At 33.6% G+C, this 26737-nt stretch carries 29 protein-coding genes; 4 read left to right on the top strand and 25 right to left on the bottom strand.

What is annotated here, in order from left to right; all coding sequences use genetic code 11:
* Window positions 1-77 precede the first annotated feature (77 nt).
* The 10 genes from HND39_08440 to HND39_08395 all read right to left on the bottom strand — a co-directional run bounded on the left by HND39_08440 (window position 78) and on the right by HND39_08395 (window position 8453).
* Window positions 78-1214 carry a hypothetical protein gene (locus HND39_08440; GenBank protein QKJ96309.1) on the bottom strand — a complete coding sequence of 379 codons (1137 nt, stop codon included), beginning with the start codon at window positions 1212-1214 and terminating at the stop codon, window positions 78-80.
* Window position 1215: 1 nt separating this feature from the next.
* Entirely contained in the window at window positions 1216-2169 is a 954-nt protein-coding gene (locus tag HND39_08435) for a hypothetical protein (protein QKJ96308.1), read from the bottom strand.
* A 105-nt stretch (window positions 2170-2274) separates the two neighbouring features.
* Window positions 2275-2862 carry a sigma-70 family RNA polymerase sigma factor gene (locus HND39_08430; GenBank protein QKJ96307.1) on the bottom strand — a complete coding sequence of 196 codons (588 nt, stop codon included), beginning with the start codon at window positions 2860-2862 and terminating at the stop codon, window positions 2275-2277.
* Between the two features lie 177 nt (window positions 2863-3039).
* Window positions 3040-3774 carry a phage Gp37/Gp68 family protein gene (locus HND39_08425; GenBank protein ID QKJ96306.1) on the bottom strand — a complete coding sequence of 245 codons (735 nt, stop codon included), beginning with the start codon at window positions 3772-3774 and terminating at the stop codon, window positions 3040-3042.
* Window positions 3771-4667 (bottom strand): three-Cys-motif partner protein TcmP, encoded by an 897-nt coding sequence (tcmP, locus tag HND39_08420; protein ID QKJ96305.1) that lies wholly within the window; start codon window positions 4665-4667, stop codon window positions 3771-3773. Before tcmP ends, HND39_08425 begins: the two co-directional genes overlap by 4 nt.
* Before the next feature lie 77 nt (window positions 4668-4744).
* Window positions 4745-5599, bottom strand: a complete 855-nt coding sequence (gene dinD / locus HND39_08415; GenBank protein ID QKJ96304.1) for a DNA damage-inducible protein D — start codon at window positions 5597-5599, stop codon at window positions 4745-4747.
* A gap of 42 nt (window positions 5600-5641) precedes the next feature.
* A complete protein-coding gene (locus tag HND39_08410) occupies window positions 5642-5818 on the bottom strand; it encodes a hypothetical protein (GenBank protein QKJ94782.1) in 177 nt (58 codons plus the stop codon).
* Between the two features lie 62 nt (window positions 5819-5880).
* Window positions 5881-6681 (bottom strand): HAD-IIA family hydrolase, encoded by an 801-nt coding sequence (locus HND39_08405; GenBank protein QKJ96303.1) that lies wholly within the window; start codon window positions 6679-6681, stop codon window positions 5881-5883.
* Window positions 6665-7588, bottom strand: a complete 924-nt coding sequence (locus HND39_08400) for an SDR family oxidoreductase (protein QKJ96302.1) — start codon at window positions 7586-7588, stop codon at window positions 6665-6667. The genes HND39_08405 and HND39_08400 overlap by 17 nt, the downstream gene beginning before the upstream one ends.
* Window positions 7560-8453, bottom strand: coding sequence for a hypothetical protein (locus tag HND39_08395; GenBank protein ID QKJ96301.1), 894 nt, complete (start codon window positions 8451-8453; stop codon window positions 7560-7562). The genes HND39_08400 and HND39_08395 overlap by 29 nt, the downstream gene beginning before the upstream one ends.
* Before the next feature lie 125 nt (window positions 8454-8578).
* Here HND39_08395 and bshA point away from each other — a divergent pair, with 125 nt between their 5' ends.
* Genes bshA through HND39_08375 form a run of 4 tightly spaced genes read left to right on the top strand, consistent with a single transcriptional unit; the run spans window position 8579 to window position 12010 of the window.
* Window positions 8579-9703 carry an N-acetyl-alpha-D-glucosaminyl L-malate synthase BshA gene (gene bshA, locus HND39_08390; GenBank protein ID QKJ96300.1) on the top strand — a complete coding sequence of 375 codons (1125 nt, stop codon included), beginning with the start codon at window positions 8579-8581 and terminating at the stop codon, window positions 9701-9703.
* Between the two features lie 2 nt (window positions 9704-9705).
* Window positions 9706-10128 carry a hypothetical protein gene (locus HND39_08385; protein QKJ96299.1) on the top strand — a complete coding sequence of 141 codons (423 nt, stop codon included), beginning with the start codon at window positions 9706-9708 and terminating at the stop codon, window positions 10126-10128.
* Entirely contained in the window at window positions 10125-10553 is a 429-nt protein-coding gene (locus HND39_08380; GenBank protein ID QKJ96298.1) for a hypothetical protein, read from the top strand. The genes HND39_08385 and HND39_08380 overlap by 4 nt, the downstream gene beginning before the upstream one ends.
* On the top strand, window positions 10550-12010 hold the full coding sequence (locus HND39_08375) for an RsmB/NOP family class I SAM-dependent RNA methyltransferase (protein QKJ96297.1): 1461 nt from the start codon (window positions 10550-10552) through the stop codon (window positions 12008-12010). The genes HND39_08380 and HND39_08375 overlap by 4 nt, the downstream gene beginning before the upstream one ends.
* A 48-nt stretch (window positions 12011-12058) precedes the next feature.
* On the opposite strand, the gene HND39_08370 is transcribed toward HND39_08375, so the two are convergent.
* The 15 genes from HND39_08370 to HND39_08300 form a co-directional block, all read right to left on the bottom strand.
* Window positions 12059-12376 (bottom strand): hypothetical protein, encoded by a 318-nt coding sequence (locus tag HND39_08370; protein ID QKJ96296.1) that lies wholly within the window; start codon window positions 12374-12376, stop codon window positions 12059-12061.
* A gap of 231 nt (window positions 12377-12607) precedes the next feature.
* Window positions 12608-13483 carry a class I SAM-dependent methyltransferase gene (locus tag HND39_08365; protein ID QKJ96295.1) on the bottom strand — a complete coding sequence of 292 codons (876 nt, stop codon included), beginning with the start codon at window positions 13481-13483 and terminating at the stop codon, window positions 12608-12610.
* Window positions 13464-14303, bottom strand: coding sequence for a DUF3473 domain-containing protein (locus HND39_08360; GenBank protein QKJ96294.1), 840 nt, complete (start codon window positions 14301-14303; stop codon window positions 13464-13466). Before HND39_08360 ends, HND39_08365 begins: the two co-directional genes overlap by 20 nt.
* Window positions 14303-15607 carry an NAD(P)-binding protein gene (locus HND39_08355; GenBank protein QKJ96293.1) on the bottom strand — a complete coding sequence of 435 codons (1305 nt, stop codon included), beginning with the start codon at window positions 15605-15607 and terminating at the stop codon, window positions 14303-14305. Before HND39_08355 ends, HND39_08360 begins: the two co-directional genes overlap by 1 nt.
* Entirely contained in the window at window positions 15597-16598 is a 1002-nt protein-coding gene (locus HND39_08350) for an undecaprenyl/decaprenyl-phosphate alpha-N-acetylglucosaminyl 1-phosphate transferase (GenBank protein ID QKJ96292.1), read from the bottom strand. Before HND39_08350 ends, HND39_08355 begins: the two co-directional genes overlap by 11 nt.
* Before the next feature lie 14 nt (window positions 16599-16612).
* Window positions 16613-17599: an NAD-dependent epimerase/dehydratase family protein gene (locus tag HND39_08345; GenBank protein ID QKJ96291.1), complete on the bottom strand. Its 987-nt coding sequence runs from the start codon at window positions 17597-17599 to the stop codon at window positions 16613-16615.
* A 205-nt stretch (window positions 17600-17804) separates the two neighbouring features.
* A complete protein-coding gene (locus HND39_08340) occupies window positions 17805-19028 on the bottom strand; it encodes a T9SS type A sorting domain-containing protein (protein QKJ96290.1) in 1224 nt (407 codons plus the stop codon).
* A 223-nt stretch (window positions 19029-19251) separates the two neighbouring features.
* Window positions 19252-20679, bottom strand: a complete 1428-nt coding sequence (gene glnA / locus HND39_08335) for a type I glutamate--ammonia ligase (GenBank protein ID QKJ96289.1) — start codon at window positions 20677-20679, stop codon at window positions 19252-19254.
* A gap of 20 nt (window positions 20680-20699) precedes the next feature.
* Window positions 20700-21149, bottom strand: coding sequence for an Lrp/AsnC family transcriptional regulator (locus HND39_08330; protein QKJ96288.1), 450 nt, complete (start codon window positions 21147-21149; stop codon window positions 20700-20702).
* Between the two features lie 131 nt (window positions 21150-21280).
* A complete protein-coding gene (locus tag HND39_08325; protein ID QKJ96287.1) occupies window positions 21281-22090 on the bottom strand; it encodes a glycosyltransferase in 810 nt (269 codons plus the stop codon).
* Entirely contained in the window at window positions 22083-22256 is a 174-nt protein-coding gene (locus HND39_08320) for a hypothetical protein (protein ID QKJ96286.1), read from the bottom strand. The genes HND39_08325 and HND39_08320 overlap by 8 nt, the downstream gene beginning before the upstream one ends.
* A gap of 53 nt (window positions 22257-22309) precedes the next feature.
* A complete protein-coding gene (locus HND39_08315) occupies window positions 22310-22468 on the bottom strand; it encodes a hypothetical protein (protein ID QKJ96285.1) in 159 nt (52 codons plus the stop codon).
* A gap of 128 nt (window positions 22469-22596) precedes the next feature.
* Window positions 22597-23013 (bottom strand): hypothetical protein, encoded by a 417-nt coding sequence (locus HND39_08310; protein QKJ96284.1) that lies wholly within the window; start codon window positions 23011-23013, stop codon window positions 22597-22599.
* A 3-nt stretch (window positions 23014-23016) separates the two neighbouring features.
* Window positions 23017-24834 (bottom strand): carbamoyltransferase, encoded by a 1818-nt coding sequence (locus HND39_08305; protein QKJ97937.1) that lies wholly within the window; start codon window positions 24832-24834, stop codon window positions 23017-23019.
* Window positions 24835-24870: 36 nt separating this feature from the next.
* Window positions 24871-26712, bottom strand: a complete 1842-nt coding sequence (locus HND39_08300) for a hypothetical protein (protein QKJ96283.1) — start codon at window positions 26710-26712, stop codon at window positions 24871-24873.
* Window positions 26713-26737: the final 25 nt, after the last annotated feature.

The following is a 26737-nucleotide window of genomic DNA, read 5'->3' as shown; positions in this document are numbered from 1 at the left end:
ATACAAATGAAAATTGGATAATTTTTAATTAATCCGAATAAGCATTTAAATGAGCGGTTGTTTCCGATGATATTGAGTTACTTTGATTTTTTAATTCTGATTTCGCCCATACCAACATTCAACCCGATTTTACTTCCACCGCCATTGAGTTCGTAAATGGATTCGAAAGTATTTCCTCTCCGGTTTTGCGAAACATTAGACGATTCAAAATCTGATTCTATGCTTTCCGAAACTTTCCCGGAGCTACCCCATTTAAAATCGTTCGCTGTTGCAATAATCGTTGCTTTGGAAGATTCAGGAATGTATAAAGTGATATTTCCAACACCTGAATTAAAATCACTGCTGTTCCTGCCATCGGGAATTAATTCAGCGGTAATGTTACCTGCACCAGTGGTTGCGTCAATTGAGCCTTTTATATTTTCAAGATCGATGTTTCCACCACCAGTGCTGACTTCAACTTTCCCTGTTGCACCATCGAGAATTATATTACCTCCACCCGATGAAATATCTGCTTCTCCTGAAACTGATGATACCGTGATATTACCACCAGCAGTTGAAATATCAGCACTGCCGTTGACTGATCCCACCGTTACATTCCCGCCAGCAGTTGAAATTTCTGCATCACTGTTCACAGAGTTAACTTTAATATTTCCACCAGCAGTTGATATTTTTGCTCTGCCATTAACCGAACCTATCTGGATATCACCACCAGAAGTTTTTAATACCACATTACCACTTATATCTCCGAGCTTAATATTTCCACCTGCAGTTGTAATTGTTGCTTCTGCACCAATCATTTTTGCCGTGATATTTCCACCCGCAGATTTAATAGTTACCTTATTCCTGAGATCATTATTAATTGTTACATTGCCGCCGCCTGTTTTAAAGTCGATAATTAAATAATCTGGAATAGTCAACTCTAACCGGAAGTTATCTGAATCATCTCCTTTAAACCTGACTTCAACTCTCCCGGTTTTTTGTTCTGTGGCGTAAAGACTGAGTTCATCATCATCAATTTTTTTTGCGGATATTTTTATTTCGTTCTTGTCCCATGTGCTTAAATCAATATTTCCATGATCTATATCGACAAGGAGTAAATCACCTTTTTGAACATTGAAAGAATCTTCTTTGTCGGCGGCAATAGAAAAGTTCAATAGGGAGAATATCAGAATCACGATTACTTTAATCAATAAAGCTGCTTTTGTGTTTTTCATTTTAATTATACTCCTGTAAAATTGTTCTTGAGCGTAATTTGATATAAGAATTTTCATCCTGCTTTAATTTTTCTCTGAAAAAATTCAGTTCATTATTGTTTAGCTTGTAGCCTTTGTTTCCAGCTTCGATAAGTGAGTTTAATGCTTCAATCCTCAAACCTGAGACAGTATCATTAGCGACGACATAAAGAAGTGTCTGCTTGATAGATTCATCATACTGAAATTTTCCCATCATCTTTAATGCTTCTCTCCGAACACCAGGATTTTCATCTGTCATCATCACAGTAATTAAAGCGTTTTTTACATCATCATCATATTGAATTGAAGATTCCGTATCCATTGCATTGATTGAGTTTAATCTCGAACCGGGATTTTGTTCATTCAACATTGCATAAGTAAGAACACTTTGTATTTGTGCATCACTAACTTTCCCCTTCAGATGAACAGTTTTCGATGCATTAAATGTAAATTCAACCTCACCATCTGAAGCATCGGAATCAATAAACCTAAGATTTGAAATACTCATATCGTCATTTAGTGAAACTGGTTGAATTCCTCCTTCAGTATTGATTGAAGATATCACATTTGATTTTCCTAAGAATTGACTTCCGATTAGCAATCCGATAACAAGCATCGATATACTTATGGCTGCATATTTCATTGGAGAAGTAAAAAACCCTGTGATAAAATCCAATGATGTTGCAAAAATATTTTTCTTTTCAGACTCAACTTTCAGAGCACCTCTTAATTGATATCGTGCGGCTGATAAAACTTTTTCATCATCAACTGACTTCTTCTTGCTGCAAATTAATTCGAGAAGATTTTTTTGATCTTCCAATTCACTTCTGCATTCATCACAGGTCAAGAGATGTTCCTTTAATAAAGTTTGCTGCTCAGTATTCAATTCTCCAAATAAAGAGAGTTGAAGAAGTTTTTTAAATTCGTTATGGTTCATTAATTACTCCCATTAATTTCAAATTCATCATGCATCCATACAATCATGCTTGCATGGATGTATAGTCGTATGATTGCATGTTTATTCTTTGAATGTTGTTTCTTTCTAATATTGTATCGCATAAACTGTTTTAAGTTTCTTTCTTAAATTTTTTATTGCATCGAAAAGATATTTTTTAACAGTTCCTTCTTTACAATTCATCATCTCTGCAATCTCTCTTATTTTATATCCTTCATAATGTTTCAGAATAAAAGTCATCTTTTGTTTTGCTGAAAGTGAATCAACTGCCGTACTTACTATTTCACCAAGATCAGCACCTGATGAAATTTCTTCAGGAGTTGCGCCTTCATAAACTAATTCTGGTGATGAACTTATTTCCATTTCATCATCATCGGAATCATTGTGAATCGAAACTTTCAAGTGCTCTTTACTTCTGCTTTTATAAGTAAGACAAACATTTGTTGTAATTCTGAAAAGCCAGGTTGAAAATTCACTCTGAAATCTGAATCCTTTCAAACTTCTGTAAACGCGAATAAAAACTTCCTGGTAAAGATCTTTTGCATCATCTTCATTAATGGCATATCGCATCGCAATGGAAAGAACACTACGGTCATAACGATACACTAATTCCTCAAAGGATTTTTGATCGCCTTTTTGTGCTTGAACTATTAAGTCAGTATCGCTTAACTGCATTTAATTCTTTTCATAGATATTCAATTAGACTCAGGGTTTTGAGAAAAGGTTGTGGTGTCTCTGGGATGAAAATTAGCTTTTATGGTTTAATAAATCAAAAACCGAGTTAAACTGGTAGGTGAGGCTGGTTGGAAGTCTTTCTTTTGTTAAAATTATTGTTTGAAAATATAATTTGTTTCAGAAGGTAATCAGTGGATACTCGTTCCATTCTTTACTTCGGAATTTTCTACCATTAACCTTTTTATTGCGTTTTATTTCATCTGCACCCCAGGTACCCCATTGTTTAAAGAAGAATGCTATATTCTGTTTTTTGCATTGCTGAAAAATTTCCTCTACCCATTCTGTTTTGATTGGTCTGGCACTTCGACCAGATTCGCCACCAACGATAGCCCAGTGTATTCCTTTTAAATCTAGTTCACCGACAGAATTAATCAATGGCTCAAATGAAATGAATCTGATTTTAGCATTTACTTTTTTCAAAGAATTTATTCGTTTATTAAAAGTGGAACTCTCAACACTGACACCAAGCCACACATTCTCAGGGACATTATTATTAAAAAAATACTTTAACATTATTTTATCACGCTTAGTTAGTATCTGGTAAATATGCTGAGGAGTTTTTTTAATAACATTAAAAATCATATCAAGATATTCAAAAGGCATTTCTTCGTGAAAAAGATCGCTCATAGAATTAACAAAAAATTTTGTGGGCTTTTTAACTTTAAGTGGTTCTTCCAAACGATGAGGTAGAATTTTGAACATGAAACCATCAGTATAATCGTCAACGCCTATTGCTTTTAATCTTCTGGCAAATACTTCAGCATAACAAAACTTACAACCGGCAGATATTTTATCACATCCAATAGATGGATTCCAAACTTTTTCTGTCCATTCAATTTTAGTTGTTTTCATTTATTTTTTTGTTCGATTATTTGATCAGCAACTTTTAATGCTGTTTTATTATTAGATGCAAATACAAAATGGTAAATCGGAACATTCTTTGTGTTAAATAATTGTAATGGTTTTTGGGAAACATGGTTCCAAATATTACTTAATTTTTCAATATAAAGTTCGGCTATATTAGAAACAGAATCATTAGTCTTTTTAATTTCATCTCCTGAACCAAAAAGAGTATCGACTTTTTCTGTTTCATAAAATCTCTCCCGGATTTTATCCTCTGATAGTCCAAAGTACGATTGAAGTTTATTTGAAAAATTTAATTTGCCTTTTCTATCAAGGAAGCGGTTTATAATTACTCCCGATGGAATTAAAATCCAAAGGTCAACTCTTTTATCTTTGAGTATTTCAATACTTGACCAATCTATTTGCATACCAAATGGGTCTAACAACACGAGTGCAGCATTTTGTGAATTAAGAATTTTAGAAAGATTAATTAATTGATTATTTACATTATCCGTAATGAAATTACAATTTATTCGGATTAAATTAGAGTTTGAGAGTTTTTGTTTCAATTTATCAATTGCTTTTTTATTATTATCAACAAAATAATAATGATCAAATTTCTGATTTAAACTAAGTACTCTCTCTGCTGAACCTTTATAGAGTTCCAAATCCTCTTTAATAAAATAGTCTGAGAATAAATCCTTTTCTTCTTCGATTGTTGAAAATCTCTCACCACTTCCGGCAAATCCGTCAAAATAAATTGTAGTAGGCCAACCACTAAATTTTTGTTTCTGCGCACTCATTATAGTTAAATAAGCATTAACATAATTTTCAAATGCGTCTAATTTTAACTCAGTCCAACTTCCACCCCAATTAATTTGAGGTTCTTTAACTTCATTCATTTTATCTCTTTTTATTTAATTTCAAACTTCTCATCCGGACACACCAAGGGTTTTGCACGACGGGTATTTTATTAAAATCATTTTTTCTTTTTGCCCTTAATTTTCTTTGCCTCCTTCAAAACTTTTTTCTCATCGCTGTTAAGACTTCTCTGAACTTTTTTTACATCTTCAGCCGCAGGCAGGTTTTCTGGCTGAACTCCACGTTCTTTTAATATTTTCCTTACTGCAAGATTATTATCAACGTGTTCTGTTGAAATCTGATTTTGTCCTTTCAAATCTTTTTCTATTACATTGTGACTTGTCAGCTCAGTGGCAAAATCTTTCGCTTTAATTGTAAGTGTTGGCAAAAAATCTGCAAGAGGTCGTTTATCAGGAACTCCAAGTTTACGTTTCATCATTTGTGTGTTAAGACCACCAAATAATGCCTTATCACCTTTTGAGCGAATTATTGCAAAACCCTGCTCATCAACTCCTCGTTCATAAATTATTCCCGAAAGTTTTTTTTCTGATTTAGATAATTTTTCACGAGCAGAAACACGGGCAATATCCAGCAATCGTTTTTCAATAATTTCCTGTTTACGAGTCTGCACCGCAAAATAAGTTTGGGCAAACGCAACTTCATTCTTCCCCGGATCACCGTTTTGTGCAATCAGGTAGCAGGCGTATCTTGTGAGAACGATATCATCAATATTTCTCTCGGCACCGCTTCCTACAGATACCATTTTGTTGATATCAACAAAATGGTCTGCAATCGATTCACCGCTGTTTTTACAGGAATCTTTAGCCTTGTCAATAACTTTAACAAAATTACGCCACTCAGAATAATTGAAAACTTCCTGCAATTCTCTTGCACTCCAGCATTCAACATTATTATACATATAGCAGGCGTGTTCAAATTTTTCAAATAGTTCTGTAATTAATTTTTTCTTCATAATTATACTTGTCTATTCAATTACTCGGTTATAGTTTTTTTATTATATCTCAAATCTATCAAAGTCATTACCAATCTCATCAATAAATTTCTCTGTTATTTTTACGTTATTTTCGAGGGATACGTTAGCAGTTCCGAGTTTGCTATCAAAGAAACGCCAACCGGCTTCTTCGAGCAGCTTATTTATTTTTATGCGGGCTTTAGCTTCTTTATCAGCCATACTATTTAATCATTATGGATAACTGTTTTAAAATTAAAGAATTTATTTTTTAATAATAAGTTTTATGATTTGCTTGTTTTATGGTTCAATAAATCAAAAACCGAATTAAGCTGGTAGGTTGGTAATATTTTTTCTGTTCCGTTTGGATAAAATTTTACACCGGTATGAACTAAAGCAGTATCAATTCCAAAATCGTTTCCCATTCGGATATCGGTTTCGAGTCTGTCACCAATTAAAATTGTTTTTGATGGAATGAATTGAAGTCGATTTTTTATTTCGTTAAACATAAATTCAGATGGCTTGCCGAAGTGAAGCTCCAATTTTCTGTGAGTTCGTTTCTCTAATGCAGAAATGGTTGAGCCCGCATCAATCACTTCTCCATCATCAACCGGACAGGTGTCATCAATATTAGCTGCAAAAAACTTTGCACCATTTTCTAAAGCTCGTGCAGCTATTTCAAGCTTCTGATAGTTAAGTGTTCTATCAAGTGTGATGATTACTATTTTTACTTCTTCAGGCATTGTTGAATGCTTTAAACCGGAAGTTTCAATTTCTGATACAAATGAATCTTCACCAATTGCAAAAAACTTTTTACCAGAAAAATATTTTTTCAAATAATTGGAAGCTACGATTGTTGAATTCAAGATTTCGTTTTCTGCAATATTCAATCCCCAATTGTTCAGCAAATAATAATAATCTTTCGCGGTTCCGGTTGTTTTGTTCGATACGAAAATAATTTTCTTATTCAGCTCTTTTAACTGATTAACAACTTTGTCAGCATTTGGAATTAAATGTTCTCCACGATAAATAGTTCCATCAAGATCAAAAATAAAGTAATCATATTTTTCAAGAAAGTTTACCATTTAATTCTTTCTTCATTGCTGCGAGTGATTCGACGATAGAATGCGGTTTATAACCAAGTTCAGTTTCCGCTTTTAAAATAATTAATCCCGATTTCAATGGTCGCCTGGCTGATTGTTTTAATTCCTCTGTCCTAATAGGTGTGATTAATTTTTTATCGAGATTGAAGTAATCAGCAATTCGCAGTGTGAAATCATACCTCGATAAAAATTCGATTCCACCAACATTAAAGATTCCTGTTTTTTTGAACTCAATAATTTTATTTATCGCCTGAACAAGATCGTCAATGAATGTTGGATTATTTATCTGATCATTTACAATCCTTATATTTCTATTTTCATCGAGGGAACTGACAACCCATCTTACAAAATCAGGTCGGCTGTTTAAAGCAATCCCATAAAGAACGTTTGTTCTGAGTATTGTAAAATATGTATTACTTATACGTAAAGCATTTTCGCTCGCAAGTTTTGTACGTCCATAATATCCGAGCGGATTTGGAATAGCATTTTCTGAATACGGTCCATCTTTACCATCAAAAATATAATCCGTGGAAATGTGAATTATGTGTGTATCAATTGCTCTTGCAGCTTCTGAAATATATTCGACACCTTTGACATTTATTTTCCAAGCATCCTCACGAAGTTTTTCGCTTAGATCAACATTTGTAAATGCTGCTGTGTGGATAATAAAATCGGGACAATAATCGAGAATAATTTTTTTAATACTATTTCTGTCTTTAATATCACAAGAAATGTAGTCAACATTTTCAATGAGCGACTTTTCTTCAACAGAAGTTGCCAGCAATTCCACATTTTCATTTTTCAGGTAAAATTGAACTGCTCTCTGCCCCAGCATTCCATTTGAACCTGTGATTAAAATTCTATTTTTTACTAATCCATTCGTCTGCATAATAATTTAAGTTTAGCAAACTACGAGCCTCAGTAACAGTTGTTGAAATACCCGCTAACATATTTGCCAGTTTCAATGCCAAAGTTACATCTTTATTTTTTATGTAATTGTTGAAATAAACTGCCCCAAAAATATCACCACAGCCAACTTTGTTTAATACATTTGTCCGGATTGCGTTGTTATGAAAATTTTTTATTACACTTTTTTCTTTGAAGTAAACCGTGGCACCATGTTCTGCTTTAGTTACAATAACCTGATTTATTCCGTAAGAAATTAACTCCTCAGCAATATGCGATTCATCCGTCCGGTCTGAAAGTGTTGTCAATTCAGATTCGTTAGCTTGAAGTATATCTATGCATTCAGCCCATTCATTAAAATTTTTAATTCGTCTAAAAATTCTTTTGAGGTTTTCATCTGCACCTCGGCTGAAAGTATGAACATCAAAATAAATTAATCCATTAAAATTTTTTCTGATTTGTTTTAGCTGATTAATCGAAATATCATTTCCTGATATCATATTTATAAGAATGCCATCAAATAAATTATACCCTGCATCAGGTATTGAAAGATTGTTTGCTAATCGTGAATATTTTTCTTCTCGTTCACCGAAATCCTTTATTGTTAATTCTACTTCAGGAATAAAATTTGCATACGTCAGAAAATTTTTTTCAACCCTATTATAAATTTCCGAGAAAAGTGATTCATTTTCATTATCGATACTTGAACATAAATAAATTTTATCGCCGGATTGCTGCTGGCTTAACATTGCAATTACGCTATAGAATATGCCTCCCGGTTTTGTGGTTATAATGTTTCGTTCAATGATTTTATCAACTACCGAATGTCCGATGATGAGAATATTCATTTTAACTTTTTTTGTAAATATAGATTTATACTTGCTTCAATTGAAATAATCATGACTTCAAACTTCACTAAATTTAGATTATATTTGTTAACAGTTATGATTAATTATACCATCGGAACAAGTGAATGAAAATAGGAATTACGTGTTATCCAACTTATGGCGGAAGCGGTGTTATTGCAACTGAACTCGGGAAAGATTTAGCGCTTCGCGGACACGAAGTTCATTTCATCAGTTACGCACTTCCATTCAGACTTTCTCAGTACATTGAAAATATTTTTTTCCACGAAGTTGAAATAAGCAATTATCCGGTATTTGAATTTCCTCTTTACGCTTTGTCGCTCGCAAGCAAGATGGTTGAAGTAGCAGAATTTGAAAAACTGGATTTACTTCATGTTCATTATGCTATTCCACATGCAACGAGTGCATATTTAGCAAAAGAGATGATGAAGAATAATCGTGACATCAAAATAATTACAACGCTTCACGGAACTGACATCACCCTCGTCGGTCTGGAACCATCATTTCTGCCTTTGGTAAAATTCAGCATCGAAAAGAGTGATGGGATTACAACTGTTTCCCGGTTTCTTAAAGAAAAAACAATAACAAATTATGAAATTAATAATGATATTGAAGTCATTCCAAATTTTGTTGATACAAATTTATTTAAGTCGAAAAACACTTGTGATTTCAGAAAAACAATAGCAACTAAAGGAGAAAAAATTCTGATTCACACGTCAAACTTCAGACAGGTAAAACGTGTAACCGATACAATCAGAATATTGGAGAAAGTTCAGAAAGAAATTCCTGCGAAATTAATTCTTGTTGGTGATGGTCCTGACAGATCAGAATGTGAAAGACTGACAAGACAGCTTAATCTTGGAGATTCTGTTAAGTTTCTTGGTAAGCAGGAAGCTCTGGTAGAAATTTTATCTTCATCGGATCTTTTTCTGATTCCATCACAATCTGAAAGTTTCGGGCTTGCAGCTCTTGAGGCAATGTCATGTGGTTTACCGGTTATCAGTTCAAGTGTTGGAGGTTTACCGGAATTAGTCAGACACAACGAAACGGGTTTTATTGCTGAGATTGGTGATGTTGATAGGATGGCTAAATATGCGTTGGAACTTTTATGCAATGAAAAAAAATATAATCTCTTTGCAGAAAACTCAAGACAAAGAGCAGTTAGTAAATTTGACAAATCAATAGTTGTTCCTCTTTATGAGGAGTATTATGAACAGATACTAAGTAGTTAATTATGATTGTTTATTGTACGGGCACGAAACAAGGTGACCTTGCACATCAAATACTTCACAAAAATATAATTGAGTTCACTGAAAGTCTTGGTCATACCGTTCTGGCAGAATTAAGCAGTAAGTTCAGCACAACAATTCCACTTACCGATATTCAGATTTATAAAAGAAATCTTAAATGGATCGATGGCAGTAAGCTTGTTATCGCGGAAATTTCCAACAGTGAACTTGAAACAGGAATTGAAATTGCCTACGCACTTTTTCATAGAAAGATTCCGGTTCTTGCGTTGCATATTCCCGATGAAAGAAAAATTTCTCCTATGCTCGCCGGATGTGATCTGTCATTTCTTAAAATTGACAAGTACGGTGATTCAGGTGAAATGCAGATAATTGTAAAAAACTTTTTAATTAGCCATTCGCAAAGTTGAACGAAAAAGATTTTATCTTTAGTAAAAGCAAAGACCTTTCACTTTCCGGACTCAAAAATTTCCCGCAGGATTTTACTTTTTCTAAAAAAATCAACTCTATTGATGTGCCCGAAAAAGTACTTTCTCTTGGAAAAGAATTTTTCGGATCATTTGAAGTAACTTCAGCTACCGGTGATTTTGTAATGACATTTCAAAATGAATTTGAAGCCAAATATGTTGTCTATGCAAGTCAAAACAGAAAAAATTTAATCAATATTCCTGCTGATCAGTCTGCAGTCATAAATGCTGTTAAAGAATATGAAAAATATCTTGATAACTTATTGCTGGAAATTAAGAACGAGTATCAGAGAAAAGTAAACAATGGGAAAAATCTGACTGCAGTCTCAAACGAAATTTTTAAGAAATTGAACCTCACCAGATTATGACAATTAACTCCCGGGTTTCCGATAAAATATATTCTTACCTGAATTCAACGTTTGGTGAAGATGCAGCCAAAAGTTACAGTAGTTTTATTGATCAGGATCCAGCCAAATATATCAGAGTAAATGAAAGTAAAATAGATCGGATTACACTGGCTAAAAAACTTGATGAAGTTTATGGTATAAAAACTGAGCCAATGGATTTTCCATCAAATGCATTAAAGATTATTGATGGATTTGATTTTGCCGGCAGTACTCTCGAAATTGCTTTCGGATTTTATTATATGCAGGCTTTAACATCAATGCTGCCACCAATTGCTCTCAACCCATCTGAAAAGGATTTGGTACTTGATTTATGCTCAGCTCCCGGATCAAAGACAACTCAATTAGCAGAAATGATGCGGAACAAAGGCAGGCTGGTAGTCAATGAACCTGAAATTGAGAGAATAAAAGCACTGATATTCAATCTTGATAAAATGAATTTTTTAAATTGCGGTGTTGTTCATCAGCGTGGAGAAATATTATGCAAGTATTTTGATTCTTATTTCGATAAAATACTTGTTGATGCGCCTTGCAGCGGGTTGGGAATCATTCAGAAAAAAAGTGAAGTTAATAAATGGTGGTCTGTTGAAAGAATAAATCATCTTGTTGAAATACAAAATAAGCTTCTGGTTTCGGCTATTAAAATGTTAAAAGCTGGCGGTGAACTTGTTTATTCAACTTGCACACTCACTCCTGAAGAAAACGAATTAATTATTAACAAGATCCTTGAAAAATATCCGGTTGATGTTGAACCGGTATCGGTTCCACTCAAACATCACAGTGGATTAGAACAGTATAAAAATAAAAAACTTGATAATAGATTAACGAAGGCTATAAGAATTTTTCCATGGGAGGTTGATTCAGATGGATTTTTTCTAATCAAGCTAAGAAAAACGGGACAAACTGAACCAGTTGAACAGTTTAAAGTGAAAAAGAATTATACAATGACTATGCATTATCAGGATGATAAGAATCTCAATTCAAAACTCAGTAATCTGGCTTTAGAATTCGGAATAGAAAGAAATGTTTTTTCTGATTACAAATTTTTTATCCGCAGAAACGATATCTACTTTTCTTCAGCGGAATGGACAGATGAAAACCTTGGAATATTCCATAGAGTTGGAACTAAGTTCGGAATAATCGACAAGAGTGGTAACATAATACTTCATTCATTTGCAGCACAGATTCTGCAGAAGCATATTTCAAAAAACATTTACAAAATACAGAACCTGGATGAACTCAGATTGTATTTGATGGGAGCTTTAATCCCAATGGACAATCTTCCGACCGGTCAGTATGTAGTAAGTTTTAATGAAAATATTCTGGGAACAGGTGTTGTGATAAAAACCGGATTAAAGAGCAGATACCCTCGTTCCAGCCGTACACAAACAATCCGGATAAAAGGACAAAAAGTCCAATAGTACATTATCAAAATATTTTTTGATAGAACTAAGCTGATCTCAGGCACTTTAAGCGCTTACTAAACTTCCCTGCTTTTCAAGTTCAACAATGCTTTTATGATTTTTTAATCCTTTTAAACCTTCCATCTTTTCAAGAATGTTGAAAGCTTCGAATATAGCTTTTTTCCAATCTGAGTTCTTTATGATAAAAGGTAATTCTCTAATAGGCTTTGGTGCGCCTTCAGATATCGGAACTATCTTCACGATTTTATCTCTGTCGCCAAGTGCCTGGTTAATAGAAACACTTATCAAATATGAATACAGAGTTTTAGGAATTCCGTAAGAACTAATATTTTCCCCGAAGAAAGTTACTGTTGCTAAAGCCATTTACCACCACCATAATTTAGTTATTGAAATAATTTATCTGAAGGAATCCTCAACCAAAGATTCAACTTCATCCCGACTTAGTTATTTGCTATTAAAGAATTGCAATAACAATACCAGCAGATATATTTAATAATTTACAATTACAGAGTGTAGTGAGATGAGTTAAAACGACAATTTTTTTAAGCAAACGACAGTATTGACCAAATCGACTTTTATTGTTCAGGAAGGAGTTTAAGTTTTAATCGCTGTTAAAAATATTTTATTAGTAATATTAAAAGTTTTTATCAAAGACATAGCTGCACTTGATAAAAATAAATTAATTGCGGTATTATTTGTCCATCTTTTTATTCCTGGTGCAAAACCATTCATATAGACATCTTTCTGCAATGAAAAAACCTGTACTCTTTGAAACTGATCAACAACAAAACCAAAACGTTCAAGCAGAACCCTCAAACCTTTAGTTGAAAAACGATGAAGATGATATCTGTTCAAACAAATGCTCATCAGCCTCTGACTTTTATTAAGAGTTAATCTTCGTTCAATCATTGCTAAAAGATCAAATACCGAATCAGAATCAGGTGTAAGAATAAAAAGTTTTCCACTTTTTTTAACTAATGATCTTAACTGTATCATTGCATTTTCAACATTATTTATATGCTCAATTAAATCCCAGAGCGTCACGAAAGTAAAGTCTTTATTCATTTCAAATTTTTGACCTAGCTCTCCAAAATAAATTTCTACTCCTTCGCTTAATAGATTCTTAATGGCAATACTATCACATTCTAACCCTGATGCTGAATAGCCATTCTGAATCAACGCTTTTATAAATTCGCCATTCCCGCAACCAATGTCTAATATATCTTTTTCGTTTTCTTCCCCGGATAAATTATCATAAAATAGTTTCATCTGGGATAATACTTTTACCTGGTCAAACTTTTCTCTGTAAGCATTTCCATATGAATCAACATCTTGTAACCGATTAATATCTTCAATATAAATTCTCTTTGAATTACAATTTTTACAAACAAATAATTTTCCCTCTGGAATTTTTCCCTTATCGACCATAATATTTTTACAAGCAGCACAACTAAGATTTTTGATCTTCATTAATTATCTCTTTAATACCTCTGGCAAGAGAAATAACATTTATATCATTAATTAACTTTGAAAATTTTTGAAAATTATCTTTTAAGTTATAGTAATGTCTAAATTTTAAAAACCATGGAATTCCCTTTAGTATCGGTTGAGAACTATCAAATTCCCAAGGATGAAAATAGGTTAAGACTGATTCATTTCTTCCTAATAAAGTTGAAATGAAAAATTTTGAAACAACGAAAGGTAAAAATCTAAAATAGACTCCTCCTGAAAATGGAATATTTCCTATAACTGAAGGATATGTCGTAATTGGAAATTCCCAGACTCCGTTTGGCAGCAGGTAAGGAAGTCTTTTATTATCAGGAATTCCATAACGATGGTTGATTACAGGAAAAATACTGGAATCAATTTTTATCCCTTCTTCTTTTAAGATATCAAATGCCCAGAGACTTTTATTTGTAATTGAAAAATAAGGCGCCCGATAACTAATTATGTTTTTTCCTGTCAGGTCTGACAAATAATTAATTGAGTAATTAAGATCCTTCCTGAACTCGTCCCGGGTCTGTTTGTAGATGAAATGATGATTAAACCCATGGGAACCAATTTCATGTCCCTCAATATTAATCCGCTTTATTAATTCAGGATGATTTTTTGCTACATCACCCAAAACAAAAAATGTTGCCGAAGCATTTTTTTCAGCCAGCAGATTCAGAAGAAGACTTGTACTGTATTCAATTCTTCTCTCATAAGTTGCCCAGTGAGTCGAGTTGGCATCCAATGAGTGAAACCAATCTTCAAGATCTATCGTCAGTATTATTTGTTTCTTAATCATTAATGCAACTTCTTCAAACCTGATAATTTTCCTGCAATATTTTTCCCGTGAAGAATCGCATCTTCCATATTGGAATATTCCCAGCCTCCATATCTTCCAATTGAAAAGATCAGGTTGTTTTCTAAGAATGGAAAAATCTTTTCTAAGACTGACTTTCTGTGTTGATCATATATTACATAACCACAATCAATCAATCTCCAGTAAAATTCTATGATTAGATTATTTTTTTCAAGAATTTCTATCCTCTCCAATGTAGCAATACTTTCTTTCATTACTAAATCTCTGTCCAGCACTTCACCTCCATATTCTATTGTTAGTGCGAAATAACCTTCCGGACAATTTGCTAAATTGATATTGCCGGGAAATGTAATTCTGTAAAAAGGAATTTTACTATCAGCAATGTATATCCAGTGATCTTTTCTTTTAGTTTTCCCTTTTACCAATAAATGAAGAAGTGTTGTGCTTCTTTTCTTCAAACAATCAGCAGCTCCAAGAATCTCAAAGGGTAACGAATCACACTTTGATAAAAAATCCGCAAGTGGAATAGTATTAATTAGAAAATCATATTGAATTTCTGAATCATCGTTTAACACTGCGGTGTTATTGCTTAGGATAATTTTTTTAAGTGTACGATTATACATGGGTTTAAGTTTCAAACTATCGGACAGGTTTTCCGCAAGCGTTGATATTCCGCCTTCACGTGGATAATAAAAGATTGAATTTCTTCCATATCCAAAATGATTAACTCTAAATGCACTCAATAATATTTTATATCGGGAAGATTTTGGCAAGTAATCACCGAGCCAGTCAGTATTCAATTCCGACAATGATACTCCAAATAATTGTTCATTGTATGGTCGAACGAAAACTTGAGTCAAATAATTTCCGAAGGTTGATTGTGAGTATTCTTCAAAATTCTGACGAACTTTATTTGTCTTCCATCGGATCATAGAATGAATCAGAGAATTTGCACATCGTATTCGTTCAATTAAGGGAAGATAAGATAGATTATATTGAAGAGGAAACGGTACGTACTTCCCATTAATCCAGACAGAACTAATTCTTTTGTTCATTAGAAGATCAACTTTTAAAATATTTTCTATCCAATTCTTGATTGAATTATCACGAAAGTAAAGAACATGAACACTGTTATCCAGCTTAAATCCTTCTAGTTTAACTGTGCTTGCTGTACCTCCCGGAAAATCTGAACTTTCTACCAACAAATAATTATCTGACAAATGATACGCAGCACTTAATCCGGTCAGACCAGCACCTATTATCAGATATTTTGTTTTAGTTGTCAACCCTCATTTTCCTTACAGGTAAAGATTTTAAATAATTATAAGCTGTGATACCAAAAAATAAAGTGATGTTTCCGCAAACGAAAAAATATTCAGATGGCAAGAAAAAATTTGATAAAACAATTATGAGTGAGTGAAAAAAACAGATTGACAGTACAATCCTGTTTATTCTTTTTACTTCAAAACCTTTTTCAAGCAGCCTTAATGCAAAGTGATCCGGGCTTCCTTTATAAAAAAGTATGCCTTTTTTAGTTCTAACTATTATTAAAAAAACAAGTTCAAACAGCGGAATGCTTCCCAGAAGAAATACGTAACCTGCAGTTATCGGATTAATTAAAAAAGTAATTATGACAGTGAATGCAAACAGGCTTCCGAGAAGTAAACTTCCAGTCTCGCCTAAGAATATTTTCGCCGGATATTTATTTAAAAATCTGAAACCAAGTACACTTAAACCAATAAACAATGAAAGATTTGAGTAAAAATTTAAATCTGCGAACGGTTGTAGAATGATCGCAGCGGAGATGAAAACAATAGTTGAAATTCCTGCAAGAAGACCGTCCATTATATCTATGAGATTCCAGGAATTCTGAGCAGCTAAAATCAGAAATAAGGCAGTAATGGCGAAATAAAACTGAACATCAATATAAAAAATAACAAAGGGTAAACTTGAAAATATCTGAAGTAATAATTTTATAAATGATTTGAACCGGAAGATATCATCTAATATTCCAACTACAATTATTGGTAATAATATTAATAAATACTTTAGTGCTGCTGATATATTTGTTGATTGAAAAATTAAAAACATTATTGCAGTTATACCAATTGCTATTCCTCCTCCGTAAGCGATTGGAATTTTATGAGTTTCTACAATTGGATTTGGATGATTTACAAAACCAATTTTATTTGATATGATTTTAACAAGATTCGTCAATAGATATGTTATTGGTAGAGCAAGAAAAATTAACAGAATTATTAAATCAGAATCTGACATTTAAATATTCATAACTAAGAAATATTCAAAACTAATTTTAGTTTTTCATCATTGATAATTTCAGTAAGGATTTCTTCAAGTTTCTTCTCTTCCCAAACCTGTACAACTTTTTTCAGTTTTGCTAATGAAGGTAAACGGAATTCAACATCCCGGTAGGAAGAACCATAAATTTCACCGATTGGAATAAAATTTATTTGAATGTTGTTATTAAGCAAGTTTTTGATTTTTTCAGCAAGTTCTAGAATTGTGACTGGATTTTCTGTTGTGGCAAGATTATAAATTTTGTTGTAAGTATTTTTTTTGTTTATCAATTCCCAGAATAATTTAACTGCTGTTTTAACATCGCTGAATGTCCTGCTTTGTTGACCGTTTCCATAAATATTAATAGTATTACTCTCAAGTGCTGATTTTACAAAGGATGGAACTACCATTCCGGATTCACTTTTTTGCCTAACACCAATGAGGTTGAAAGGTCTTATAATTATATACTGTAATCCCATTCGCTCTCTGTAATATTCACAAATTAATTCTCCGGTTTTTTTTGTCGTTACATAAATTGAAACTGGATGTAGTCCAAGACCATGCAGTTCTAATTCTTCATTAAATAAATCTTTCTTTTCAACAGTTGAAGAATAAACAAGGGAGGTAGAAAAATAAATCAGTGGGATTTTTTCTAATGAACAATGATAAGCGATTTGTTTAAGTGAATTAATATTTGTTTCGATTGTTTCAAGTGGATTTGCCAAAACATTTTTTACTCCCACAATGCTGGCAAGATGAATTACCATGGAAGAAGAGTTTATTAATTTTTTAATTAACTCGTGATCTTTGACATCTCCTTCAATGAATTGATTTCTTGATACTGCAGTTGGAATGTTTGCAATACTGCCAGCCGACAAATTATCCAGAACCATATAATCAATGTTTTTCTTATCAAATAAATCAACAATATGACTTCCAATGAATCCTGCACCTCCTGTCACTAAAATTGGTTTATTCATTTTGTTCCCAATATTTTTTTTGAAGCTGCATTAAAAATAATCAAGACTCTGGTTTAATAAAATCCAATCGTTAAATTGTTACGCAGAACAACATTTAATAGCTTTTCAATTGTTCGTTCACGTAATCGAAAAATATTTATTCAAAAAAAAACCGCCTCAAACAAATGAGGCGGCGATATCACTTATATAAAATAAAAACGAAATTTTATTTTGCCAGAAGCATTTTTCTTGTTTGTTTGAAGAATGGTGTCTCTATCGTATAGAAATAAGCACCACTTGTTAATCCGGAAGCATCGAAGTTAATGCTATGCTGTCCTGCTTCTTTAACTTCATTAACGATCAGCGCAACTTCCTGACCGAGAAGATTATAAACTGCAATCTTAACCAGGCTTGCTTCTGCTATGCTGTAATTAATTACTGTTGATGGATTAAATGGATTTGGATAGTTTTGTTCAAGTGAATAAACAATCGGTGCATTAACTTCCACTTCAATCTCATAACTGAAATTAAACTGACCATTAAAATCAATTTGCTTCAGTCGATATAAATAATTACCGTCAGGAACTTTTACATCACTGAACAAATAGCTTCTTTGCTCTGTCGTAGTTCCAGAACCAGCTATAAATCCAATTGCTTCATACTCTGTTTCCGAAGTTCTTCTTTCGATCTGGAAACCGGAATTATTTAATTCTGTTGCCGTAACCCATTGAAGAATTACATCTCTTCCACTTACAAATGCAACAAAGGATGTCAGCTCTACTGGAACTGGATCATCTGCTGTAATCCGCGGTATAGAGAAATTACCTTGAGAACCGGAATTTGCTGCATATCCGTTACCCCAGCAAGCTCTGAATAAAGTCCCATACCCGGTTGTCGAGGTACCTAAAGCATCCAGGCTTCTGGATGTTCCCGTAAAACCATCTTGACGAAGTTCAATTAACAGATTTCCACCTGTGTAAACATACATACTGTCAACAATGAAAGTCATTTCCGGTCCCCAGTTGTTTGGAGTATTCCCGAATGTATATGAATTAGCAAGTACGGTTAAGCTGCCAGATCTCACCAGTTTCTTAGAGCCTACAAAATTCGTCGAAAAATCTGTTAGACTCATATTCGTTGGGTCAACACTTTGACCAAGATAAAAATCATAATTATTAAAAGTAACATCTGCAGCAGGCCAGTTAGCTGATGCAGAGGCCGGGAGTCTCCAACTCACCGCATAAATCTGTTTATTAAGTATTGGGGCAAGTACACTCTCATGCATCAATAACTGATAGGTTCTTGCCGAGGTTGAAAATTGACTAAGAAATCCAGCATTCCCCGGTGTGTTTGTATAATCCGGAGGAACTACATGGTAAATAACAGCCTCTTGAGCTGCTATAGAAAAAGAAAATAATAAGAAGAGTAAATAAGTAAGAAAGATTTTCATAGTAACTCCTGTTTTGTTGATGATTATTTAAACATAGAATATTTTCTCGTTTAAATCAACAATGGACTAAAATATTTTGACTTAACCTTCCATAAAAGAGAAGTATTTATTAAAACATAGTTATACTCTATAAAAAAACCGCAATCTTTTTATTAAGAATTGCGGTTAAAAAGGGAGATTGCTTCATCTCACTAAGGTGGGATTCGCAATGACAATCGAAAGACTAAACGTCGTAATACATTCCAAACTCAAATGGATGAGGCTGCAATGCCATCGGTTTTATTTCTTTTTCAATTTTATACTTTATCCATGTTTCAATCACATCTTCTGTAAACACATCTCCTTTTAATAAATATTCATGATCATTTGCTAAAGATTTGATTGCTTCATTCAAACTTCCCGGCGTTGATGGAACATTTTTTAATTCTTCAGGTGGCATATCGTAAATATCTTTATCCAAAGGTTCACCGGGATCAATTCTATTAATTATTCCATCCAAACCTGCCATCAGCATTGCAGAAAAAGCAAGATAAGGATTTGCTGAAGGATCAGGACAACGGAATTCAACCCGTTTTGATTTCGGATTTGTTGAATACATTGGAATCCTTACAGCAGCACTCCTGTTTCTCTGTGAATAGGCAAGATTAACCGGAGCTTCAAATCCAGGGACTAATCTTTTGTATGAATTAGTTGTTGGATTAGCAAAAGCACAAAGTGAAGCCGCATGTTTTAATAATCCTCCGATGAAATAAAGTGCATCATCACTTAATCCAGCATAACCGGGACCAGCGAATAATGGTTTTCCTTTTTTCCATAAGCTGGTATGAACATGCATTCCGCTTCCGTTATCTCCCTGTATGGGTTTGGGCATGTAGGTTACAGTTTTGTTCCATTTCTTTGCCGTGTTTTTAACAATGTATTTGAACATTAAAAGTTGATCTGCAGCTTTGACAAGAGGAGTGAAACGTAAATCTATTTCGCATTGACCGCCACTGGCTACTTCGTGATGCTGAGCTTCTACATCGATTCCGCAATCAATTAAATTATTAACCATTGCATTTCTTAAATCCATTAATGCATCTGTCGGTGGGACAGGAAAATAACCTTCTTTATATCTTGGTTTGTATCCAAGGTTTGGATTTTCTTCTCTTCCTGTATTCCATCTTCCCTCAATCGAATCAACGTGATAATAACTTCCATTTGGCTTTGAATCGAATCTCACATCATCAAAAATGAAAAACTCTGCTTCAGGACCATAGTAAACTGTATCAGCAATACCTGTTGATTTAAGATGAGCTTCGGCTTTCTGTGCAATGTTCCTTGGGCAGCGCGAATATTTTTCTTTTGTGGCTGGTTCGAATACGTCACAAATTAAACTTGCAGTTGGTGATTCGATGAATGGATCAAAGAATAATGTATCCGGATCAGGAATAATAAGCATATCACTTTCGTTTATTGCTTTCCATCCTCTAATCGATGAGCCATCGAAGCCGTATCCATCAACAAATGAGTCTGCATTAAACTGACTTACAGGAACAGTGAAATGCTGCCACTGTCCTGGAAAGTCCATGAATTTTAAATCAACAAATTTGATTTTTTTTGTTTTGATAAAACTGAGCACATTATCAATAGCGCCCGGAGATTTTGCCATATAACCTACCTTTAATTTTATTATTGAATATTAATTGCTGTTGTTTCTTTTATTGTAGAGAGCACGTACGTGGTTTTTGTTCCCGTAACACCGGGCCAGGTTTGAATTTCACTAAGCAGCTTTTCAAGTGCCTCAGTATTCTTGACAAGCACTTTTAAAAGATGAGAGCCTTCCCCCAATACTGAATGACATTCAAGAATATTCGGATGTTTATCCACGTTCTTGATCAAATCTTTGTAATGCTTTGAAGAATCCATCATCACCAGAATGAATGCAAGAATATCATAACCGAAAGTTTGTCTTTTGACCTTTGTATAATAACCCTCAATAATTTTGTTATCTTCAAGTTTCTTGAGTCTTTCGCTAACCGAAGGAACTGAAAGCTGAACTTGATCAGCGAGTTCATTTCGTTTGGTTCTTCCATTTTGCTGAAGAGTTCTTAAAATTTTAAGATCTAATTCGTCTAACATATTACCTTATTTATTTAGGGTGATTTAACATATTGCCTTCAAAATTAAGTTAATACAACATTTATTCCAAATATTATGTAAGTAATTGTTCATATTACCTTCGACGTGGTGAGCCAGATTGAGAAAGTGTATTACTTTACCAACCCGAAAGGAGTAAATGCTGATTTGTTTTTTTTAACTTCTTCAAAAAGCGTGAGATTCTGCTGCGGTCTTTCCAGTAATTTATGATAAAGGTGATATTGAACTGCTACATGATTTATTGATTTAATTTTTACACCGGAGAGTTCGAGTCTGAACTGAATATCCGAATCTTCTCCAATTGATGGGGCTTCATATCTTTCATCGAAACCGTTTATTTTAATCACATCATTTTTGAACAACGAAAAATTACAACCGAGCAAACCTCTGCTTTTTTTGTTAAAGTGATTCAGAATGAATTTATTTGAAAAGTAAAGACCTTTTTCAACATCGATTGAATGACCAAACATACTATCTAAAATAAGTTTGATGAAATTACCCTCCAGAAATCCATTTCGAATATTTTCTTGGGTAAGCTGGTTTGTAATTTTTTGTGAAAGATTTACACGACGCCCCGCAAGAGAAGTTAATTTTTCAGCAAATCTTAAATGCCCTTCTACAAACCCACGATGAGGAATACAATCAGCATCAATAAAAATTAAATAATCAGTTTCAGATTCAGTAATTGCTTTATTCAAAATTTTATTTTTTCTGAATCCTTTATCTTCCTGCCAGGTGTGTTTTATAGGAAAGGTATAATGTGACTTCAACTTGTTAATCTCCAGAACTACATTTTCTGCTGAACCATCGTCTGCAATTATAAGTTCGAACTCTTTTGTAGTTTGTCTTTCAAAACCTGCAAGAACAAGTTTCAGGTAATCGATCTTGTTATAAAATGCCGCAATAACTGTGGCTTTATTCATCAGAGGAAATATCCTCTTTAAGTTTCTTTATCAGAATGCGTTTGCTTTTCTTTCTATCGTAAGATTTGGGATTCTTTTCAACTTTAGGTGGTTTTTTAGGAACAGGTATTCGCTTTGTTTTTTTCTTTATTTTGATTTTACTTTTTTTCACTTTCACAGTTTTCATTATTGAAACTTACTGACAGAAGTCAGCTTCACAATAAATTATTTTACCGCGAACTAAAATATCGCATATATGAAAGGTGCTAATGCAGAACCTTGAGTCAGAATAATTAATCCACCCAGAAGCAGAAGTAAAATAAGAATAGGTGCAAGCCACCATTTTTTTCTTACTTTAAGAAAATCCCAGAGTTCGGATAGTATTGAAAGTTTGCTCATAATAACCTTTAAGTATTTATGCTGAACTTGTTTCAGCATCTTAATACGTTGATTGAACTTTATATTAAGTTATTTTTAGAGATTCCGAAACAAGTCTATCTACCGATAGGCAGGTTCGGAATAAATTATCAAAATTGTCTTTCGTAATCTATTGGTTTTTTTTGAATGATTGAACGCTTTTCCCAGTAAGTTTCTGCCGATGTATCATATTTCAGAATCATAAATTTCTTGCCAAATATTTTCGCAATGAATCCGATGGGAGTGATAACAAGATAAAACAGAGTAGTTAATATTATTCTTGTCATTATAAATCCGAGAACAATTGCCAGTCCCATCCAGAATTTGTTGAGCTGTTTTAACAATCGTGGAAATACAACGCCTAGGAAAATTAATATTCCGCCAATGACAGCAAAATAAACTGCAGAAGACTTCTCAAAATAGAATAATACAATTCCGATTACTGCAATAACACTTCCTACGGTAAGTCCAAACTTGCGGAGATCTTTTTTTGTTTCTTTAATATTTCCGAATTCTTCTTTGAACATTATTTAATCCAATGCAAATTCTTTTTTCCAATCAACATCTTTTTCAAGAGGTTTTTGATTTTCTTTTGCAAGCAGATAATTACCGAGGACAAGATAATCAATATTCGTTCTCATAAAACACCTGTACGCGTCTTCCGGTGTGCAAACAATCGGTTCACCTCTTACATTGAACGAAGTATTTATTATCACTGCACAACCTGTATCTTTTTCAAACTGTTCAATCAATTTATAGTAACGCGGATTAGTATCTTTATGAACTGTCTGAAGTCTGGCAGAATAATCAACATGAGTAATAGCAGGAATATCTGAACGAACAACATTCAATTTATCAATTCCCCAAAGTTTTTCTTCATCATCTTTCATTTTAATTCTTCGGTTTTTTTTGACATCTGCTACTTGAAGCATGTAAGGGCTTTCTTTTTCAAACTCAAAGTATTCACTAACTTTTTCATAAAGTACTGACGGTGCAAATGGTCTGAATCCTTCTCTGAATTTGATTTTTATATTCATCAACGCCTGCATTTTCGAAGAGCGTGCATCACCGAGAATTGAACGTGCACCAAGTGCACGTGGTCCAAACTCCATCCTTCCATCAAACCAGCCCACAACTTTTTCCTCTGCAATAAGTTTTGACGTTATTTTTATAAGTTCATCGTCCTGAATTTTTTTTGCGGGAAGATTGAATGATTGGATGAACGACTGAATGTAATCCTCGTTGAATTCCGGTCCAAGATATGAACCTTGCTGAGAATCAGTTTTATTATCAGTTACGCGCGGGTTTCCGAGATAACAATGCCATCCAACAAGAGCAGCACCAAGTGCACCTCCAGCATCTCCTGCAGCAGGTTGAATCCAGATATTTTCAAAAGGACCTTCACGCAAAAGTTTTCCATTGACAACACAGTTAAGTGCAACCCCACCTGCAAGAACTAAATTTTTCATTCCCGTTTCTTTGTGAACATGATATCCCATCTTCAAAACTATCTCTTCTGTAACTTCCTGAAGAGAACGGGCAAGGTCCATATCTTTCTGAGTGAGCTTGGTTTCCGGAACTCGTGGCAGACCGCCAAAAAGTTTATGAAATTTATTGTTAGTCATCGTTAGCCCAGCACAATAATCAAAATACTTCATATTCATTCTGAATGAACCATCATCTTTAACATTAATTAAATGATCATAAATTAATTTTTTATACTTTGGTTCACCGTATGGTGCAAGCCCCATTACTTTGTATTCGCCGGAATTAACTTTAAAACCTGTGTAATAAGTAAATGCAGAATATAGAAGTCCCAGTGAGTGAGGAAATTTTATATCAGCCCAAAGTTCAATTGAACTTCCTCGCCCAATTCCATAGCTGCTGGTTGTCCATTCACCAACACCGTCCATTGTAAGTATTGCAGCTTCATTAAATGGTGATGGAAAGAATGCGGATGCTGCATGAGATTCGTGATGTTCAGGAAAAATAATTTTACCTTCATAACCTAATTCTTTTTTGATCAGTTCTTTCATCCACAATTTTTCTTTTATCCATAATGGCATTGCTTTAATGAAAGATTTTATACCGATCGGAGCAAAAGTGAGATAAGTTTCAAGCAGCCGTTCAAATTTTAAGAATGGCTTATCATAAAACGCTACAAGGTTAAGTTCATCAGCTTTGATACCTGAATAATCCAAACAAAATTTTATTGCATGATGTGGAAAACGATGGTCATGCTTTTTTCTTGAAAAGCGTTCTTCCTGTGCTGCGGCCAAAATGATTCCATCTTTCACAATGCAGGCAGCACTGTCGTGATAGTAAGCTGAGATGCCAAGTATGTAAATATTTTTCCCGTTCACGTTTTGTATTTTGAAAGTAATTTATGGTGAAGGTGTTTTTTGTTCATACCATGTTTTAAACCACAAATTGTTTTGTGTTGTCATAGGTACAGCTAATAGTTTCCCGCCGAAACCGAAATATCTGAAAATCACGGTAGTTGTGTTTAACACTTCGACAGATTCCAAATTTTCAAAACTAACCTTAACACCATATTTATCAGCAAGCTCAACTGTTTTGTTGATTATTGCGTCACTATATTTTCTATGTCTGAGTTCCTGTAATGAAGCTTGTTTTTCGGACTCGTCCTCATCAGCAGAGAATGCATAATTCTCTTTACGATCAATCAATTCAAACAATGAATAACCTTCCGGTACTTTAATTGGTCCATACATATCCCCTATTTTCATAATAGCTGCTTTCTGTCCAATTTCTCCATATTCACTAACAGGAAAAAAGCCTAACTCACCATTATTATTTTTTGCTTGCTGCCTTATAGTGAAAGTAACAGCAAGCTCTCTAAAATCTTTACCTTTATTTAATTCATCCAGAACTTCCTTAATAACATCAAGGTCTTCAGTAAGAAGCTCTATAATTTTGACTTCCACAATTGAAGTTGTATCATTATTCTTTTCAAGATTATAATCAGAAATTTCTTCATCCGAAATATTAATTTCGTCCGTCATTTTTTTTCTAAGTGATTCTGAAAGGTAATATGAACTCCACATTTTCAAGTAATGCTGAACATCAGTTAAATTCTGCAATCCTCTTTTGTAACCCTCTCGTGATAAAAGTTCATGTTCAATAAAATTTTTAGCTGCAAAGTTTAACCTGCCTTTAATATGATTTTCATCAAGTGAGTCCACATACATTTTCTCAATTGATAATTCCTGCAAAAAATCATTTACAGTTGCCGGTTGATCATTAATTTTTATGAATTCAGCATTCAATACTTCCTGATTCAATTTTCTTTCTATCAGATAAAGATCATCGGGCATCAGATATATTTTATTTCCGTGAGATATTTCTTCATTCTGACTTTTATCTTTTAAAGTACCAATTACAAGTTCGGATAGTTTGAGAAATAACTCTTTATTTGTTTCAGCTTTGGCATCTTTAAAAAACCTGGAATAAAAATTTTTATAAATACTATCCGTCAGCGTAGTTTCAGCAACTTTCATTACATACTTTTGCTGCTCTTCAGCTTGCTTAACATTTTCTATTTTCTTTTGGTCAATGAACAGCAACTTGAAAATATACCATCCATTCGGGGCTTTTACCGGAGTTGTAAATTCACCAACTTTCAAATTATAAAGCTGATCCTCAACGTTCTTATCCATTTGACCGTAACTAATAATATAGGGTTCCCCCTGCAAGCTGCTCTCCGGTCGTTTCAAAAGTATTGAATAAAAATCGGAGCCCGCGAGCAATTGCTGATAAATATCTTTTATCTCACTTTCATCAGTTGCAAATATATAATGCAGATTTAAGGAAAGGCTATTCCGTCTGAAAGCTTCTAAAAGATATTCATCCGATAATTTTACTTTACTCAGTATCTCCTGCCGGTAAAGTGCATCCCGGACATACATTTTCTCGATAGCTTTATAAGTAGTTGTCATCAATTCAGAATTATTCAAGCCCATTGTTTCTGCTTCAAGTGCCCAAAGTTTTTCAGCAATGATTGAATAAAGCACTTCACGTTTTAAAGCATCTTCTCCTCCTTTAATTCCTGCATACATTTGTGGAGTAAGTTCAAACCTTTCGATGAATTCGCTCTCCGTAATGACCTCACTACCAATTCTTGCAAGTACATTTGGCTCATCTGTCTGCGCCGATATAATATGTGTCGTTATTAATACAAGTGCAACTACTATTGACTTATGCATGATTCTCAAAGGATAAATAAATTAT

This window comes from Ignavibacteriota bacterium (assembly GCA_013285405.1).
Taxonomy (GTDB): Bacteria; Bacteroidota; Ignavibacteria; order Ignavibacteriales; family Ignavibacteriaceae; genus IGN2.
This window is presented reverse-complemented; position numbering and strand designations above follow the sequence as displayed.